The sequence below is a fragment of the Flavobacterium saccharophilum genome, from assembly GCF_900142735.1.
GTDB classification, from domain to species: Bacteria; Bacteroidota; Bacteroidia; order Flavobacteriales; family Flavobacteriaceae; genus Flavobacterium; species Flavobacterium saccharophilum.
The window spans coordinates 250514-268767 of record NZ_FRBY01000007.1; the positions used below are offsets into that span (position 1 = coordinate 250514).

The window sequence follows — 18254 nt, forward strand, 5'->3', positions numbered from 1 at the left end:
ACCAATTTTCTACTTAAGTTTTTTTCAAATTATGGACGTCACTGCGGAGATTTAAAATTTCTTTTAATATAATTTCAAGCGTTATCTCATTATGGAAGTGTTTTTCTAATTTACCGCCTCTACCTGACCCCATCCCAATTCCAACACCCCCGCCTCCAGTGCCTCCTCCAGTACCTCCTCCAGTACCTCCTCCAGTACCTCCTCCAGTACCTCCTCCTCCTGCTCCCATACCAATTCCAACTCCTACTCCTTCTTCTGTACCTAAATTCTGAACTAAGGAATTATATGTTACCACCATTTCAATAAAGAGATGTGGGTTATCTACTAAACTTACTGTAGAGCCAAATCGCAAAGCAATTTCTGACGCTATTCTTACTTTTTCATCAATCATAATTATTCATTTTATTTATATTTATTTTGTCGACTCCAACTTATAAGGCAAATTTTTTCACCTTTATATAAAGGCATTCCTGAATGTATCATAGCGTGATTGACATTACCACTAGATAAAAGATTATTCCATACTAACATATTACCTGAAATCGCATCAATTTTTAAATTATGTGCTCTAAAGTGAGTCTCCCCACCAGATTCAGGGGTTGTTAAATACAATAAGAAACTAAATATCCGTTCTCCGCCTTTATCATTTTGCCAGTAGCCCGCATCTAGATGATAATCTACCTTTCCATATTGTGGGTATTTTAGTGCTTGCCACGGTTCAAGGTAAGCTTTCTCAACTTTAAACAACAATTCAATCTTTTTCTCCAAATTATCAAGCTGCTCGTTTAAACGATCGGTAAACCATATTTGATGTGATGTTTCCGATATTCTAAATTCATTTATTTCATGATAATAATTACCATCTAAAATATCTCTCTTCAAAACTGTACTTGGTTGCCATAATGTAAAGTTTAACTCTTCCTTAATAATTAGAACATCAGTATCGCTAATTATATTATGCACTGAATAAATTTCATCTTCAATTTTTTTTATTGACATAGTCTTATTCATAATAATTTTATTTTTGATTAACTTCTACCTCTATTAGTAGTTAAAATTGTTGTATCAATAATTAACAAGAAATCTTATTTATGCATAAATTAGTTACTATTTTAGTGCCCAAAACATATAGTTCCTACTTCAATTTCTTTATCACTACCTCTATTTAAAAAATCATCAGTAAATTTTTTAAAATGTCCCCCTAAAGGACAACAATTTAAATTCATAATTGTGGCAATCTGTTGAGATAACAGAGTAAGACATCCAAACTCCTTAATTATTAAATCTAAACCAATATCGGGATATTTTAGTGTCGTCTTTAAGTATCGAGATGATATATGAAAAACAATGTTGGGAGTTCTTTCATCATGAACATTCATGCATTTTCTCAAATTGCTATAATGTTGAGATAAATGTTCGCTTCCACAACTAAGATTTATAAGAGTATGAGTAAATTGATCATAATAATATAATCCTGAATCAATTTCTTCAACATTGCTTATAATTATATAAAGTTCCAATGAATGAATTGCTCCTCCAGAAGGATAATTTTTTTTCAAAATATCTTCTCGGTAAAATATATAATATAATAGTTGAGAGAATGTTTTAAAACTAATTTTTTTTCCAAAAAAATCTCTTTTACTTCTTCTATTAGTTAGAAACTCATGTAAATCAAATTTTTTTCTAAAAACTTCTTTAAATAATACATACTTTTTTGACGTTTCGCTTAAATGCTCCAGATCCATTTTTTCACCCGGATAACCTTCTAAAAGTTTGTAATTAGAAATAGCTCCTCTCCAATTTAATCTATACAAATAATGTGATGAAATGGAGTCTAAGAAATGTTCATTTACATCTTCTACAATTAGTGCTCTAAATTTGACAAGATTAAAAATAAGATCTTCGCTGTTTTTAAAATCTTTCTTCGATAGTATTTGCTCTATATCCACACCAGAAGATGAAAATAGTAAAATTCTAATTGATAATTCGTTCGCGGTCAAAATTCCGTTTTCAGTATATATATTGAAAAATTGGACGTTGTTGTGATCCCTTCCTATCAATATATTTTGATTTAATATTAATTTCATAATTTATACTACGCAAATGGATGTGGATAGACTAACTTTTCCAAATTAATATTCTCTTTGCCTCTTCTTTCTAAAGTTGATAATTCCGGTAACCGTAACAATTTATGTCCGAAATCCATTGGAATCAAATCGGGAGAAAGATATTTAACTAAATAAAAAGTGCAGTCATGAAATTTAATTTCATTAATAATTCTGTATAATTGTAAATTTTTAAGTGTAAATTGAGATTCTAAATATTCAGATTCAAGTTGATCACATAAAAATTCGACCTTTTTCATATCTTCATCTTGCAAAAAATTACATTCTAAAATGTTTGTAAGTGCAATTTTTGATGTTGAATTAAAATAAAAATCTCTATGATCTAACAACTGTTCAACCTCATTTACGGAATTAAACTGTTTCCAATCTTTCTTTTCTAGCGCATATACAATTCCAGTTATAACTTCTTTAAGCGCTTTATTTACAGCCTCTTCTAAACTAAAATTACACGATGCTGATGTTATACAATAGGGTCGATCTTCTTCTACATTATTAAATACAAAGGCAAAAACAGAATGTACATCAATATCAACTGATGAATAAATCAAATACAATTTATACCCCATATCACTTATATATTTGACAAGTGCAGTATTAGGAGATTGTAGTTTGTCATTATTAATCCGGAAACATGATTTCTTAAAAAAAAATGTAAAAAGCAAATTATCTCTCTCAATAAGTTCATATAAAGCACTTGATTTTGCTTTCTCAAGCTCCGAATGGATAGCAAATCCATTAGAATTGGATAAGTGAAGTGGAAGCTTATTTATTGAAGGATATGTAACATAATCTGAATTAATTTTTACAATATTATTATTATTCAAATCTAGTGCATCAATCCAATGATATTCAATACAAGGATCAAAAAATATTTCATCACTTGCATATAATTTTTGCATTTTATTAGGATGAATGTAGTCAGCTCGAAGATTATTTACTGAAGAATAAGTAGTTTCCCATTTACACATACTTAAATATCTTTCAGCTCCTTCCATTACAGCCTTTAAAAGTGCTTTATCTTTAAAGTTGTCACACCCACTTGAATATTTTAGTAAATCATAGTTAAGAATATCATCTTTTAAATGATTAATAGGGAATAAATATCTCGCATGTGTTATATATAAATCTTTATTTTCGCTTAGAATTAACTTTACTTTTACTTTCAAATCATGAGTAATCAAATCCAAAAAATCATACGAAAATTCTGGATTGGGATTAAATTTATGCTGAACAATGTTGGTATTTGCAAATTCTAAAATGTTTATGCAATTACAGTCTGCAATAGCATTTAATATATTTACTTTCTCTTCAGCGAAAAATACATCAAAATTGGTAGAATCATTTTTAACAAGTTTGACCTGTCCAAAAATGATACTTGCTAAATAATTAGGATTTACTGACTTACTTAGCACCACATTTATAAAAAAAAGAAAATCATCATACTTATCAATTAAATTTGACGTATAAATATTGTCAAATGCAAATGTGACAATCAACTTTATATTTCTTTTCAAATATTGCTCTACAATTGATCTTACATCTCTTGCTATATAATCAAATGTCAGGTAGTGAATACCAGAATTTATAAATGAAGTTGAATTACTATCGGAAATTAGATTAAATAAACCTCCATAGCCTACTATATTGTTTTTATTTGTTATTACTTTTTCATAACTAAAATCAAAAAAGTTATCAAGTGAATAGTTGAATTTAGTCCATCCTCCAAAAATGTCACCTTGTATAAAAACATCTTTTTCCAAAATATAACAGGCTTCAAAATATGCTATCTCGTAGTCCATCTTAAATTAAGAGTCTCTTAGCATGATCTTGAATCTCCACATGTGCAACATCCATTACTATTAGCAGCATATGCTTCAATCTCATCTTTTAAATTAATGCCATTGGTGGAATTATCCGAAGCAAGCTTATTATAAATTCGTTCTTGCAAAATTTTCCCTTGCTTCCATTGTTGAATTACCATTTCATTTATAGATTTGGAAATTCCATCCTTACCTTTCACTGTCACTGTACTTTCTAAGGTTACAATTCCATTTTTTTCGTCAACAATTGTTCCAACATATCCGTCAACAATTTCATAATCTTTCTGGAGTCTAATGGCTGAATTAATTGATTCTTCTTTATTTTCTTCGATAATTTTATTAGAACGGGGATTTATTATAATCCTCTTGTAATTATCGTGAAAAAAAATTTCTCCAGCATTTATAAACTCGCCTTTTTTTAGTAAATCTAGATAAGTGTTCAAAAGATTTGTCATAATATAAATTTAAATTAATAATTATTTAAGTAAATTTAATAATTTTAACAATACAATACATAATAAATAGTTAAAAAATAAAGTTATTGATACATTTAATCCTAATTAACAATATAAAACACAACAATGCTTCTGATTTTAATAATATTTTATATAAAATAAAGTTCTAATCTACTTTTTGCTTTTCCTTCCTGGACTATTATACATACTGGAAATTAATTTAAGATTACTTGACATAATCTTATACTATTTTTTCGATGAACCGGTTAGATATTTTAATGCTTCCACTACTATCTTAACAGTATAATCCTTCGAATTAGGACATCCAATTTTGTGGCAAAATCGTGGCACATGGTATTTAGAGTGGATACCTTTTTTGCCAAAAAAAACTTAAGGCTGTTTTTTAAAGATATTTCACTAGTAAAAGTTTTGTGGCAGAATCGTGGCACATGGTGTTTTTAAAAAATAAAAAAACCAGTAAAATAAGGCTCTAAGAGCTTTAGGTTCGAAACTATTACAACGCTGTTTTTTTTAGTTTTTTTTAATAGGTTCGAGTTTCGTTCCCGCTGAAAGTAAAAGTTTCAAGTTTTTCTGAGAAAACAAATTGCATTACTAGTTGTTATTCATCTGAGATCAAAAATTGGTTTATCTCAATTGGGAAAGGCTTCAAAAGTGGTAAATCGGGTGAAAAAAAAAACAGACTAATTCTCAAATGATTATGATTTTAAACCAATGATCATTCTTTTTTAAATTTAATTGTATTTTGATTTTCGTTAATAATCGGAGTTTCTGCGACTCTGAGGATTATTGAAAAACGGGTAAGAGCTATCATCTGACAGCTCTTACTTTTATCCACATCAAGTAGGCATTAATTTCTTACTATAAATTATAAAAAATCATCCCCCCAGCCTGTCATCTACATTGATTTCCTTTTGAATGGCATTTTCCCGCAAAAGTTTAAAAAAGGTTCTTTTGGAATACTCATGATCGGCAGTCAGAAAACCATTTGTAAAGAGTGCTATGAATTTATCGATTTTTTTGTCAGCGGTCTGAACCCAAACCGCATCCACTTTTAATTCTGGCTGTATAACTATGCCGATATGATAGGCTTGGTTCGGCTTTTTTAAGCTGCTGTTTATCTTATCCAGCACCCTTTTGTAATTATCAGTATAACTGCCAGCAGAAACAATCTGCTGCAAATCACCTTTCTTCTTTGAACTGGAGTATTCAAAAATCACATTTCTACCCTCCTGATTCTGCTCCATTACTCTAATCCCTTTATTCTTTAGTAAGATCCTCTTATTTTCCTTTAATGCGGCAAAATCAATAACGTAAAAATCATGGGGAATAGCGGATTTAATCTTTGGTGTTAGACTATAATTTATAAACTTCAATTTTGCCTGCTGACCAGATAATTCAAAAGGCACCATCTGAGCGGCTTGGCTGAAGAGATTATCATTTACCTCGGTGTAGTTTTGAATATTATGCGGTCCTGTTGTCAAATAAGAATGAGACCATATTCCGCCAGCCTGTTTGTAGTTAAAAGCAAAGTCCCTCAATCTAATACAAGTGTTTTCACCCCAGGGATCCGCAACATAGACAAAAACTTCACTGTTAACAGTATTATATCCATGAATTGTCACAAAATGCCCGTCACCGTTTTTCCATCGTATTCTTGCACAGACTACCCTTCCATGCTCAATTTCCGCTATTAACAGTCCTACCGGTAACGGCTCGTCAACAATTCTCACAAAGTTACGGGTAAAACACAGTGCCTGGTCCATATAATATGTCACATTGCATTCCCGCGGTATGGTATGAGTACAGCAATCAGTTCTTCCTAAGCAGCCGCAGACTATTTTACATTGTGTAAATGGCGCCTGGCGAACATAATATTTTGAAATGCTTACTGCATTGGCAGCCCAGCACCAATTTGAAAAAATCTGCCGTTCCATTTGAAAAATCAATTCTTTATTTGGCATGACATTAGCCTTTTGCGGGTACTACAGGTGCTATCTCCTTAAATGTCAGTACCATTTCATGCTCGACAGCGCCACTTTTCTCCACACCGATCTCGGAATCGATACCCCAAAATTTAAGCGCGATTTTAGGGCCTCCTTTCTTTTCAATGGAAAATACAATATGAAGTTCAAACGAATCTTTTTCTAAGTTACCGAGTAAGCTTTTAAGCTTGATGAACTTCTCTGCACCCAGCACAATCAGATCCGCCAATGTATTCTTATTATCTGCCAATGCGTTTGTGCTTCCGCCCCTAGGATCCTCCTTTTTCGAAAGTACAAATGTCAAGCCAGTTGCATTACTGCGAGTTATGCTGCCCGATGCTCCAAAAATTAAGACTGAAAGATCAGCGCTCCCGCTAAGCTCTCGAGTCACGGTAAGAGAAAGCTCCGCATTGGTAATTTCAACTTTATCAACCAATCCTTTTGCCTTTAAATCAGCTAATGCTATAATATACTGGGTCTGAATAGTCTGCACAACGGAATCCAAAGCAAAGCTTTTCATTTGACGGTTCTGTGCAGCCGTAGGTTTTGGGGGTGTTGATGTATCCTGGCCAGTCTTGCAAGATGTAAGGGTTGCCAGCGAAAAAATCGCAATTAGAATCTGTTTCATATTACATTTGTTTAAAGTTATATTTTGAGTTTTAATCATAACTAATGAAATGCATTCAAAAATCTGTAGCCTCTGCCTGCATTGAAATCTAATTGTAAATTCCGGTTCTTTGCAGATTATTGATTGCTAGATTCGGAAAGTGGCGAACTTGACGGTTTATTTCTGGATTGCGCTCTATAGTGTGCGGATAACGGAAGAAGTTTTTTTTAAAAATTGCACTATTATGTCTTATATTTTTGTCCAGCAAAATATTAATCGCCTACAAATTTATTTTATTTTCCCTAAACCACTATACGTACAACTACGTGTTTTACAATTATTTAAATTATATTATTCACATAGTAGCGTTAATTTTATATATTACTGTTCAAGACAATAACTATATTTTAGATTAAGTGGAGGTTTCATATGCCTCTTAAATCATTAAAATCAAACTCTTCTGGACTTAGAGTCGAATTGCGGAGCGACCGCAGCCATCTGATCGTTAACTTGCCGAATCGTTAACTCCAATTTCAAGCCAGATCGTATAATAGCGTTGCTTTTGATGTTTTTACCTCTAAATACTAATCCTAAATAATTCTGTGTGCATCACTTTAATGGTCTTTAACATTAATGCACGGAGAACACCTTTAAAGGTTAATTATCATATTTACAGATATTTACAATTGTGTCCACACTGCGGACACAATTGAACTAGTCACATAAAAAATGATGCACCAAAAAAATAAAGATCGATATTTCTCTTTCATTGATTTTGTCAAATATAAATGACATAATTCATTATAGCATTTTTTGCACGAGCCAATTATAAAACTCACAACCTCTGTTTTATAAGGAGTTAACATCCTAAATTAAAGTTATAGATGCGGATAAAAATTATTTCCTTTATAAAACTATCAAATAAATTTCTAGAATTGAAAAAACATTATATCTTTGCACCCGCAATGAGAAAATGATTGCGTCTTACTGGAGGAATGGCAGAGCGGTCGAATGCGGCAGTCTTGAAAACTGTTGACTGTAACAGGTCCGGGGGTTCGAATCCCTCTTCCTCCGCCAAATGAAGTCCAAAAAGTGACTTTTCAAAATAAAAAGCCTTTAAGCACTGATGTTTAAAGGCTTTTCATTTGAAATGGTATCGAGACCAGCTTGGAAAAAGTTAACCTTCTTAGTCCCCATTCTATTTTGAGCTCTTTTCTTTAATCTGGGGTAATGGATTAAATAACGATTTGTGATCCATTACTTTCTTGCTGTTGCCATATAAAAAAGATATCTCCCAGCTTAGTGTAGGGCAGAATTCCAGTCTGCCTGTATTTTAAAATAGTATTATTGGACAGCCCAACCATTTTTTTCAGATCTTCATTTCTGTAATAAGCAGTAGTTATGACTTTACCATTACTGATTTTTTGAATCAATTGTTTCCATTCTTAAAAGTACAAGTATCGATTATGCATATATTCGAATAAGACCCATCTCTTAATTACAAGACCATCTTTAAGTTTGAGCTATGGACCAATCAATATCATTATCCATTTGAGATCTTTAATACGTTTTACCCTATTTCAAACATATTACCTATTCTAAATTTAACAGTTTTGGTTCTCAAATGATTGACTTGATTTCGAATAAAGTCATCTTCTATAAGATTGTCCCACCACAGATTATGAATCATCATATACTCTGTAAAAAAATTTTGAGAATCATTTTCCCAAGAACCTCCATAATCACTTAACCAGTTGTAAAAAAGAAGTATTTGTTCATGATTAGATAGTTGAGCTCTAAGTAATCTTAAATACTTTATTTTATCGTCATAATTAGTAATTGTAGTATTATTAGCGATTGATTTTACAACCAAATAAAGATGTCGAAAATAATGTCCAAGTCTTGATGCATGACCCGAAAAAGGTTTGTAATTAAAATTCATATCTAGTCCTAGATATTCCTTCCTTTTATGATTGGTTAATATTGATTCGCCAGAATACATATGTTGTGCTCTAGCAAGTCTTAAATAAGCTGTAAAATCTTTGTCTTCAGGATGCTTGCGATCTGATTCATCAATTCCAGAAAAAAAAATCCGGTAACACTTCTCAAAACCAATCTTATCTAATGTATTATGTTTTTTGTAGAGTTGTAAAATAAACTCTAATTCTGTTTTCATAGTTACGAAGACTTTTCTACCTTCAGTGTTTTTTTCAAAACGCCTTAAAAATTTTGTTTCTTCACCTTCTTTTTGTTTGAACTCTTCAAAATCATACCCTTCAATTTTCATTTCACTTATGTTTTCTCTGTGAAGTTTAAGCATTTCATAAAATTGTGATTCAATTTGTTGAAGTTTATATTGCTCATTCTGATGATCAATTTGATCTTGAAATTGTTTTTTACTGTCTTTTTGATTTATAATGAATAATTCCCTTTGTAATTCATTTGCTTTATATTGAACGTAAAATGCTAAACCTGTAATTAAAACTCCACCCAATGTAATAAATGGATTCATTAAACCTCCAATTGTATCTCCAATTTGACCAGTTAACATGAAATTGAAATCAGAATCATCAGTTGTTGATGTGAGTATTAAAGGTGCAAAAAATGATCCTACTATAAAAAATAATGCAATAATAATTAATAAATATGCTTCCCATCTAAGTTTATATTTTTTTGCAAGTATATTATCTTCAATGGAATTGCTATTAGAAATTTTATTTGAAGTAAATAATGAAAATAGATAAAATAGAACTATTATTATTAATAAAATAAGTACAGAGAAAATTATTACGAATGTTTTCATTATTTTTATTTAAGATATATATCGTTCATATAATTATTATAAAGACAGGTATTTAAGATAATAATTGGTTTTTTATAAAATTATCCTACACCTTTTTTGTCAATTGTAAACTAGTTATTAAGTATTTATTAAAGTAAATGCTTCCCAACAATGTTGTGTTATGTATTCAAATGGAATAATTCCAAAACCTTGTCCGTATGGACTTTCTTTTGCCCAGGATAGTCCCCAACTATTTCTAAATAAAAAGAAGCCTCCACCAGGGAAATTATCGTCGTTTTGAAAGCCAACAATTGTCATTGCGTGTCCTCCAATTACCCTTTCATCTGGTAATGGTAATGTAATTCTCCCAGTCCTGTTTACCTCATTCGAATTTACCCAGCTGTTATAAACTGGTATAGAAAAAGAAATAAAACCTCCAGAAATTATAGCTGCTTTAAAAATTTCTATATCATGACTATCTAACTCTAAACAAGCTGCCTTAAAAAATTGAGAATCTAAATCCGCTAGTATTGGTTTATTTCCGTGATCGTTACATTCGGTTGTTGGTCTATATGCCCAAAATTGTTCTCTAGATTGTCCCTGTCTAGAAATAACTTTTATAGCATTTGCAATTGTTGTTCCACAATTATTATCACCATCTATTTGTTTAGCCTCATAGTACAAATGCTGCTCTGAAAGATCATTACGACCAATTTTTTTCATTTGATAGTATTCGTTTGATGCAGTTATAGAAAATGCTACGCATGTACCTCTATTTCCTTGATTTTTAATTGGTAAAAAATTATGAAAAGGACAAATACAATTTGTATAATCACTTACAGACTGAAGGTTTGACAGTACTAGAGATTGTGCTCGAACTACAGCATATAAAAAATCATCACTGACACCATCTGTAACTTGTTTAACTCTTTCTATATCTATCGATTCTAGCAAAAGATTGCTATCGGGTTTAACAGCTCCTAATCCTTTGTTAAAAACAACTGATTGCTTTAGATTCAATAGTCCGTCTTCACCTATGACATTTTTTGAATATTCTATTAGGTTTTCATATTCACTTTTATTGATAGCTAAATAGCTTCTTAAAAACTCACTTGATTTTGTATTATCAATACTACAAACTTGTTCAAACTCATAAATACCTAGATTTTTTAATTTTGTTTGAATTTCATTTTTTTTATTAATATCATATGATTCAAATATGACGTTACTATCTACATTCGTCAATGCAGAATCTGTCTGGTAGATTTCGTGTCCTCCAAATGATGATGTTTTCATTCTATATATAAATTTTATTTTTTATTTTTATTTTCTTCAGGGTATACGCTTTTATTTTCCATTAATGAGCTGAGAAAAATTATGGTATGTTTTTTCTGTTTAAACATTGTATATGATGAAAACTATAAATCTAGTAATACAACAATATTGCCGAGTAACTTATAATTAGTTCTTTTTTAGTTTAGTAAAGTCTTTAATCGCTCCATTAATATCACCTTTCTCTTTTCAATATATTCACTGAAATTTTCCAAACTAAAATCGACATTTGGAATTACATGTAAGTTCAAAAATTGTTCTTTGTTATCTTCATTTGTTTCTTTCTCAACCCACTCCTTTAATGATAAGTCCTTTTTTGACATATTTTCATTAGCGTCTAACATTTGTAAATTGAAGATTGAGTTAAAGGCATACCATCCGTATTTTTCTTTGTTTTCTTCGCTTAATTTTTTGTATGTAGAAGCTGGATGAATGTGGTCTTTATGAAAATTATTGTTTTTGTAATCTAAATTTGGATACAGCAATGAAAGAATTGAAAAAGCATATTGATTGTCCATTTGAGTAAATAATGTTTCTTCTATAAATTCTTCTCCAACGCTGGTATCTTTTCTAATGTGAGTGAAAATATTATCTATAGGAAAAGCCATAATTTCTGACTTTATTTTAATTTCCGAAACATTGTCTGTAAATGTTCTACGCATTTGTGAAAGAACATTGTCAGAAGTTCCACCGAAAAGCCTTTTAATAAGAACTATATGCAACCATTTTTTTATCCTTTCCCGATCTTCTTTAAACTCAATTTTGCTTGAAAAATCTCTATAAATTTCTTTGTGATACAAATAGTAAATTATAGGGATTACTGCATTTTTTGAAGTTAACGTGAAGTCTGTAAATCCAAATGATTTTATCAGGTCAAAAGTTGATAAAATTGTATCTCGAATTTGTTCCCATTCGGTTTCAAATTCTTTTGCGTTTTCTTTGGAAAAATTTGTAACTCGGAATTTAATGTCTCTGCTATATAAATACAAAAATGATTTTAGCACTAAATCTTTTGAAATTGAATATCCTTTATCCCTAACACTATCAACCAGTTTGTGAATTTCTTTTCTGGCATCTTTTTGTGTCCAATTAGCGACAGCAATAGACATTAATAAGTCAGAGAAATTTAACGGTTCACCACCACTATTAATACGAATGAATATATTTAAAGCCTTATCGAGACTTTGTTCTTCTTCTAGAAAGTAATTAATAATTGGTTTTTCTACAATTGTTCTTCTTAATTGTCTTATGGCCTTACGTGAAAAAGCATTATCAAAATCTTCCACGAAATTATCAAAGGTTTCTTCATCTGAATAGTTTAAAATAGCACCTACTTTAAACCAGCTCTTTTCCTCTATTACATATATTTCTAGTTCTCCTGTTTGATCTTTTTCAAGAAAACTAAATTCATAATTTCTACCATCTTCTTCGTCACTAAGTTCGTTTGAAATATTTAAATACAAATGTCTTGTTGGAATACTCCATTCTGTGTCCTCCCATTTACGTCTGTATTCTTTATATCCAAAGCTCCCTTTTAATCCTAAATATAACGAAGTTAATCTTTGTTGTCCATCCAAAACCGCATTAAAAGAACTAATTCCGTTTGTTGAAATTTCTTGATTATGTGTTTTGTATCGCTCTCTATATTCATTTATAAATTTGTAAAATCTATAATTTTTTGCGGTATTTTCTTCTACTTTCCAAAACAGGAATGAACTTATAGGATAGTTTCGCATAATAGAGTCGAAAAGCCATTCAATTTTTGAATGTGACCAAATAAACTCTCTTTGAATTGCTGGTAGTAAAAATTGGTTCGATTCTATTTTTTTTATTGCCTCAGAAATTGTAATTGGTGTTTGAAATGACATACTTTATTTCTTTGTATTGTTGTATTATAAATGACAGTAACGTTTTCTGGCTACAAGCAGTTTGGGATCAAATCAGTATTATCTTTCGGATCTGCCAAATTATCCAAATACAAACCAATTTTTACATTAAGCCAATTTCCCAAGTCCGTTATAGTAGCTTTTATGAGTTGTTTTTTAAAGCTGTTACGCTAAACGATTTTTCCATCTTTTATAATGGTTTTGTAATCCAGTTTTATCACCACCAACAAAATATTTTCCACTATTTAGTGTATCAATAAGTTTTCTTATGTCATTCGAATGTCTAACCTCCCAACCCAGTTCATTTACTAAATATGAACATATCATATCCGAATTTAGCTCAGTTTCATATTTGTATAAAGTTCTCACATACGTTTTTGCTCTAGCGTTATCCATATGATGAGATATTCCCGTTGATGTATTTATAACTTTAGTTAATTCAATAAAAGCTTCTTGAATAATTGCGCTCGGTTTCGGATTTTCCGTTTTGGTTTCAGCAACTATATCATCTTTTTCGATTTTTAATATACTCGGATTTTTAGTTGTTATCCAACTTTGTGTCAATTCTTTTAGCCAAGGTATTGCAATAATATATTCTACATTGCGAAAATCTTCCACCTTGAAAATTTCTTTTGAATTTAAACCACAAGCGATTACTACATCAGTCGCATTTGAATAACTATCAGAATAAGTTTTAATAGTTTCAATTTTTAATAATAAAGTATCTTTTCTGATTCCTCTAAATAATTGCTTAACTGTAGTTTCACCATAAAGCCGATCTAGCCAACCTGTATTGTTTTTTGATGCAACTAAAAATATTATCTTCTTAATGTTATCATCCCCTTTGGCAAGCTTTAACGCAAACTTATAAGCGACATCATATGCATCATCATCATTTCCATAGGTGTCAATGTAAAATCTATTGTCCATATTGTTCATTGTTTAGTTGAAATGCCGTTAAAATAGTTAATAACCCTATTTATATCTGCCATAAAATAGCTTCAACATCCAATTTCGTTTAACTTTGTATCATTGCAGTTTACTTAACCAAACCTACAAAACCATTTTTACAATCTTTTACGGTTTTCCATAACCATATATTAAAAGTTGCAAAATAATCCTTTTTACGATACTTAGTTCACCGTAGAAATACGTGTTTTTACAATTATTTAGATGATAATATATATCTTCAAAAAATTCTTGTATTGTGACATCACAATCGCAGTAACTTAGTATCTTAAAAAATGTGCTGGTAAATTAATTAGAGATTCTAGTTTGAGAAGAGCAATCTGAAAAAATCCAAAAATTGACAGTTTTAAAGTTTGTGACATAATCGTGGCACAGCTGAAAATCGAATGTAAAAGTGGTTGAAGCTAGCAAAGTCTATGCACTGGTTCGAATCGGAGTGAGACCGAAATATTTAACTCAAAATTTGGTTTATTTTTATACATAAGTTGTGGACAATCTTGAAATGACCTGACAAGTTGAGATTATAAAAACTCCAGACAAAATAATTCTATTCACGCCAAAACAACTATATTACCGCCATACTGACGCCATTTAAATAGTTATATCTTGTTTTTTGTATCAACATCATATCCAATATACTTAAAGCTTATAAAGAACTTAATGACAGTATCAGCGAACTGGCAAAAAACATTACTAGAATAACTGATAATATACATTTTAACAAAAAAATACCCGTAAGGGATTCTGCATAAAATAAAACCCTTCATATTTCACTCTTTTACATTTCATTGCTTTTTCGTATCATTGTAAATCATATATAGGCAGATGTTTTGTCTGCAAAAATAAGGTTAATTTCAATAATAGTTTTTAATTACGTCCACACTGCGGACGCAATTAAGATTTTTTTTTCAATATAGCAGTAGGACAAGCGATTATATGGCAGACAACAGCAATAGTTTAAAGATTTTAGAAAATGATTTATTCATTGACTTATCACAACTTATAGAACAAAACAAACAACAAATAACGGTTCAGGCAAATAGTACCGTTACCATTTTGTTTTGGCAGGTTGGTAATCGTATTAATCAGGATATCCTGCAGAACAAACGTGCTGATTATGCAAAACAAATTGTGTCGACAGTGTCGACACAATTGAAAGAACGATACGGTAATAATTTCGAATTAAGAAATTTACGACGTATGATGCAGTTTGCGGAGCAATTTACCGATTTGCAAATTGTGGTGCCATTGTCACGACAATTGTCTTGGTCGCATTTTGTGGAATTATTACCATTAAAAACTATTGAATCAAAACTATTTTATGCACAAAACGCATCAAATAATTTATACGGAATTAGAGAACTAAGGCGACAGATTGCTTTGAAAGCTTATGAAAGAACAAACATCGCAGATTCACAAATAATCGAATCAACTAAAATTCCGTTCAATACATTCAAAGATCCATATATTTTAGATTTATTAGGTTTGCAAAATACTTTTTTAGAAAAGGATCTAGAAGAGGCAATACTTCACGATTTAGAAACTTTCATATTAGAACTAGGCAAAGGGTTTACGTTTGTAGAACGCCAAAAACGAATGATTATAGATGGCGAAGACTTCAATTTAGATTTGCTTTTCTATCATCGAAAACTAAAACGATTAGTTGCCATAGAATTAAAGTTAGGGAAATTCCAAGCCAAACACAAAGGGCAAATGGAATTATACCTCAAATGGCTGGACAAATACGAAAAACAAGAAGGAGAAAACACCCCAATTGGACTAATTCTTTGTGCCGAAAGTAGTCGCGAACAAATAGAACTTCTCGAAATGCACAAAGACGGAATAATGGTTGCTGAATATTGGACCGACCTGCCTCCTAAAAAACAGTTCGAAGAAAAAATTCATACCCTTTTAGCTGAGGCAAGGGAAAGAATAGAAAGAAAAAAGTTGATATAGTAAACGAATAATAAGAACATTAAACAAAATGAGGTTGTTCATTTTTGTGACCCACCTAATCCTCGGCAATGAAGCGTCAGAACACATCATAATCAGCCTCAAAACTAAACCCAGGTGATTAGTTCTTCAAATTAAAATCTGCTCAGTCTTTCGGTTAATAGCCGAATATACTTTTCTTTCATATCCGATGATAAAAAAGAAATTTCGATCAATTCATTCCATTTTTGAGTGCTTCCAAACATCTTTCTTATTGTAAAATCAATTACTTTATCACTTAAATGTAATCTTTCTTTTCCAAAATAGTCAATCAGATCAATGGATTTAAAGTTACTTTTTTTTCCTTTTAAAGTAAGTGCCATTTCTTCCTGAGGATTTTTAATAGCGATAGATGAATTTAATAAGTCATATGCAGGAGTCAATCTAACCTGTCCAGATTTTGTCATTAGTGAAAGGTTTTTCAAATGCATATCTTCATTTCCTGTTATAAAACAAAAAATAATTCTTTTGAAAAACTCAGCTTTTTCAACTGATGGAAAAGTGCAGTACTCGTCGATAACCTTTACAACTTTTTCCATTGTAAAATTGTATTTAGTATCTCTTGAACTTCCTGTCAGCTGGGCAAAATCCTCGGTAGCATATTTTTTGTTTTTGCCATAGCGGTCAAATCTTTTTATAAAATATGATTTTGAGTTATCCTTACCATATACCAGTCCATGTAGTGGGACGTTTATTCCAAAGGATTTCGCCATCCGCATAGTCAAATCTTCATTCTCAGGTAATTCAGGAAAAATGTCACTTTGAGCTTTTATAATGAAATTTCCGTGCTGGTGTACAATCTCAAACTGTTGATTTCTACTAGAAAACGTTCCACTTAATTTTGGTTGCACACCCTGAATTGCTGATTTAATTGTTCCGCTGGCAGCTTCAAGCCTGAGTTCTTCCGCAGAAAACGGAAGGCTATGAAGGGTTTTTAAATAAGGTGAAAGCATTCGCAGACCTGCTTCACTGTATAAATTTTCACCGCACGGCTCATATGTAATTAGACATCTATTCATTATCAATTGCTTTTACAGTTACTGCTCCTACCAGATCAGCCCCGATTTCAATAAGCTGTGATAAATAATCTTTTTTATCAATCTCATTTATCTTTAAAAGTCCCTCAAGCATAATTCCCTCAGGAAGAAGTCCTTCGAAAAAAGGGGGAAAATCGTTAAAAGAATATGTTCTATGACTTACAGGCATGGTTAATGAAACAGGTGTTAAGGCATAATCATTATCATAAGAAAATATATACTTTCCATTATTCTCGTGGGAAAGAATTCCGGCTCTTATGTCATGTATATATACAACTGCTTTTCTCATAACTTATTTATTGACTAATAATTTAATTCAAAATCTAAACCTTTTAATTTCTAATATTGCAATAACTATATTTACAATAGTGAAGTAAAAAATACTCAATAAAGTGATAAACTTTATTACGCAAAAACAACTTTATTGTCTTTTAAACAATTATAACTTTATCAGCTTTAAAGAATTTATGTTCTTCACGCTGAACATATCCAAGCTGGTTTGTTACCATATTTGTACTTCCAATTATAAAATCCTTAGTATTATAATGACTGTGTCCATAAATCCAGTACATTGGTTTTGACAGTTCAATAAGTTCTGAAAGCTCGACAGCAAAAGCCTCATTCAAGGGACTATTCTCATACATTTTTGGATATTCTTTAAAAGTCGGGACATGATGAGTTGTAATAACAATTTTCTTAGAATCTGCGCCCTCTAGAATCTTAGTAATAAAATCTAAACTCTCAAAATAAAGCTTATTATAATCATCTGCTGAAAACCTTGCCCCATTAAATTTAATAACATGAAAATCACTAAGTCCTCTTTCAATATTGAATCGGGAAACTGGACTAATGTGGGACCATAGAGTCGAGAAGACGAGTTTTAAATTATCATATTCTACAACATAATTATTTAGAAGGATTACATTATTTCTAATCTTTTCATAAAAAGTTCCTGTTTTAGGAAGAGCATCAAAATGGTAGTATTCATGATTTCCGGGAATCCAATATGTCATTTGGAAATTATCGGATAAGAAATCAAAAAAATCCTGATGTTTATCCATGAGCGCAAAAGGTACAATATCCCCAGCCAGAATTAAAATATCTCCATTTGGAATTAAGGGATTATCTCTCATAAATTCTTTGTTTTTAATAAACTCCAGATGCAGATCTGAAGCATATTGAATTCTGTTTATCTCCATATTTTTATTTCTTAAAGAACCAAGACTCCCAAAAAGAATGTCAGTT

At 30.9% G+C, this 18254-nt stretch carries 15 protein-coding genes and 1 tRNA gene; 2 read left to right on the plus strand and 14 right to left on the minus strand.

The genetic code is table 11. The features are described from left to right. Window positions 1-13: 13 nt before the first annotated feature. The 7 genes from BUA98_RS21580 to BUA98_RS21610 form a co-directional block, all read right to left on the minus strand. Window positions 14-298, minus strand: coding sequence for a hypothetical protein (locus BUA98_RS21580; protein ID WP_139257037.1), 285 nt, complete (start codon window positions 296-298; stop codon window positions 14-16). 104 nt (window positions 299-402) lie between these two features. After that, on the minus strand, window positions 403-1011 hold the full coding sequence (locus tag BUA98_RS21585) for a 2OG-Fe(II) oxygenase (protein ID WP_086065486.1): 609 nt from the start codon (window positions 1009-1011) through the stop codon (window positions 403-405). A gap of 101 nt (window positions 1012-1112) precedes the next feature. Further along, window positions 1113-2087, minus strand: coding sequence for a SagB family peptide dehydrogenase (locus BUA98_RS21590; protein ID WP_072975980.1), 975 nt, complete (start codon window positions 2085-2087; stop codon window positions 1113-1115). Window positions 2088-2095: 8 nt separating this feature from the next. Beyond that, on the minus strand, window positions 2096-3925 hold the full coding sequence (locus BUA98_RS21595; RefSeq protein ID WP_072975981.1) for a YcaO-like family protein: 1830 nt from the start codon (window positions 3923-3925) through the stop codon (window positions 2096-2098). A gap of 17 nt (window positions 3926-3942) precedes the next feature. Further along, window positions 3943-4401: a hypothetical protein gene (locus BUA98_RS21600; RefSeq protein ID WP_072975983.1), complete on the minus strand. Its 459-nt coding sequence runs from the start codon at window positions 4399-4401 to the stop codon at window positions 3943-3945. A gap of 896 nt (window positions 4402-5297) precedes the next feature. Continuing rightward, the gene (locus tag BUA98_RS21605) at window positions 5298-6383 is read right to left on the minus strand and encodes a papain-like cysteine protease family protein (RefSeq protein ID WP_086065488.1); all 1086 of its coding nucleotides are present in this window, start codon (window positions 6381-6383) and stop codon (window positions 5298-5300) included. A gap of 4 nt (window positions 6384-6387) precedes the next feature. Further along, a complete protein-coding gene (locus BUA98_RS21610) occupies window positions 6388-7032 on the minus strand; it encodes a hypothetical protein (protein ID WP_139257038.1) in 645 nt (214 codons plus the stop codon). 968 nt (window positions 7033-8000) lie between these two features. On the opposite strand from BUA98_RS21610, the gene BUA98_RS21615 reads away from it, so the two are divergent. Continuing rightward, a tRNA-Ser gene (locus BUA98_RS21615) sits at window positions 8001-8088 on the plus strand. 493 nt (window positions 8089-8581) lie between these two features. Here BUA98_RS21615 and BUA98_RS21625 read toward each other — a convergent pair. From BUA98_RS21625 to BUA98_RS21645, 4 genes are all read right to left on the minus strand, one after another. Next, a complete protein-coding gene (locus BUA98_RS21625; protein ID WP_086065490.1) occupies window positions 8582-9814 on the minus strand; it encodes a putative phage abortive infection protein in 1233 nt (410 codons plus the stop codon). Window positions 9815-9931: 117 nt separating this feature from the next. Next, entirely contained in the window at window positions 9932-11089 is a 1158-nt protein-coding gene (locus BUA98_RS21635) for a C1 family peptidase (RefSeq protein WP_072975994.1), read from the minus strand. Between the two features lie 176 nt (window positions 11090-11265). Beyond that, window positions 11266-12993: a DUF262 domain-containing protein gene (locus tag BUA98_RS21640; RefSeq protein ID WP_072975996.1), complete on the minus strand. Its 1728-nt coding sequence runs from the start codon at window positions 12991-12993 to the stop codon at window positions 11266-11268. A gap of 183 nt (window positions 12994-13176) precedes the next feature. Beyond that, complete coding sequence (locus tag BUA98_RS21645; RefSeq protein WP_139257039.1) at window positions 13177-13941, minus strand: hypothetical protein; 765 nt, start codon at window positions 13939-13941, stop codon at window positions 13177-13179. A gap of 975 nt (window positions 13942-14916) precedes the next feature. Here BUA98_RS21645 and BUA98_RS21650 point away from each other — a divergent pair. Then, window positions 14917-15936: a PDDEXK nuclease domain-containing protein gene (locus BUA98_RS21650; RefSeq protein WP_072976000.1), complete on the plus strand. Its 1020-nt coding sequence runs from the start codon at window positions 14917-14919 to the stop codon at window positions 15934-15936. A gap of 131 nt (window positions 15937-16067) precedes the next feature. Here the strand turns inward: BUA98_RS21650 and BUA98_RS21655 are convergent, their stop codons facing one another. From BUA98_RS21655 to BUA98_RS21665, 3 genes are all read right to left on the minus strand, one after another. Beyond that, the gene (locus tag BUA98_RS21655) at window positions 16068-16991 is read right to left on the minus strand and encodes a HipA domain-containing protein (protein WP_072976002.1); all 924 of its coding nucleotides are present in this window, start codon (window positions 16989-16991) and stop codon (window positions 16068-16070) included. Further along, window positions 16984-17298 (minus strand): HipA N-terminal domain-containing protein, encoded by a 315-nt coding sequence (locus BUA98_RS21660; RefSeq protein WP_072976004.1) that lies wholly within the window; start codon window positions 17296-17298, stop codon window positions 16984-16986. The genes BUA98_RS21655 and BUA98_RS21660 overlap by 8 nt, the downstream gene beginning before the upstream one ends. A 142-nt stretch (window positions 17299-17440) precedes the next feature. After that, window positions 17441-18208 carry a metallophosphoesterase gene (locus BUA98_RS21665; RefSeq protein WP_072976006.1) on the minus strand — a complete coding sequence of 256 codons (768 nt, stop codon included), beginning with the start codon at window positions 18206-18208 and terminating at the stop codon, window positions 17441-17443. Window positions 18209-18254 lie beyond the last annotated feature (46 nt).

Coding starts and splice junctions, on each gene's coding strand:
- BUA98_RS21605 (WP_086065488.1), bottom strand. CDS start 6,383: ATGCCAAATAAAGAATTGATTTTTCAAATGGAACGGCAGATTTTTTCA.
- BUA98_RS21585 (WP_086065486.1), bottom strand. CDS start 1,011: ATGAATAAGACTATGTCAATAAAAAAAATTGAAGATGAAATTTATTCA.
- BUA98_RS21595 (WP_072975981.1), bottom strand. CDS start 3,925: ATGGACTACGAGATAGCATATTTTGAAGCCTGTTATATTTTGGAAAAA.
- BUA98_RS21650 (WP_072976000.1), top strand. CDS start 14,917: ATGGCAGACAACAGCAATAGTTTAAAGATTTTAGAAAATGATTTATTC.
- BUA98_RS21600 (WP_072975983.1), bottom strand. CDS start 4,401: ATGACAAATCTTTTGAACACTTATCTAGATTTACTAAAAAAAGGCGAG.
- BUA98_RS21590 (WP_072975980.1), bottom strand. CDS start 2,087: ATGAAATTAATATTAAATCAAAATATATTGATAGGAAGGGATCACAAC.
- BUA98_RS21580 (WP_139257037.1), bottom strand. CDS start 298: ATGGTGGTAACATATAATTCCTTAGTTCAGAATTTAGGTACAGAAGAA.
- BUA98_RS21645 (WP_139257039.1), bottom strand. CDS start 13,941: ATGGACAATAGATTTTACATTGACACCTATGGAAATGATGATGATGCA.
- BUA98_RS21610 (WP_139257038.1), bottom strand. CDS start 7,032: ATGAAACAGATTCTAATTGCGATTTTTTCGCTGGCAACCCTTACATCT.
- BUA98_RS21655 (WP_072976002.1), bottom strand. CDS start 16,991: ATGAATAGATGTCTAATTACATATGAGCCGTGCGGTGAAAATTTATAC.
- BUA98_RS21640 (WP_072975996.1), bottom strand. CDS start 12,993: ATGTCATTTCAAACACCAATTACAATTTCTGAGGCAATAAAAAAAATA.
- BUA98_RS21635 (WP_072975994.1), bottom strand. CDS start 11,089: ATGAAAACATCATCATTTGGAGGACACGAAATCTACCAGACAGATTCT.
- BUA98_RS21660 (WP_072976004.1), bottom strand. CDS start 17,298: ATGAGAAAAGCAGTTGTATATATACATGACATAAGAGCCGGAATTCTT.
- BUA98_RS21625 (WP_086065490.1), bottom strand. CDS start 9,814: ATGAAAACATTCGTAATAATTTTCTCTGTACTTATTTTATTAATAATA.
- BUA98_RS21665 (WP_072976006.1), bottom strand. CDS start 18,208: ATGGAGATAAACAGAATTCAATATGCTTCAGATCTGCATCTGGAGTTT.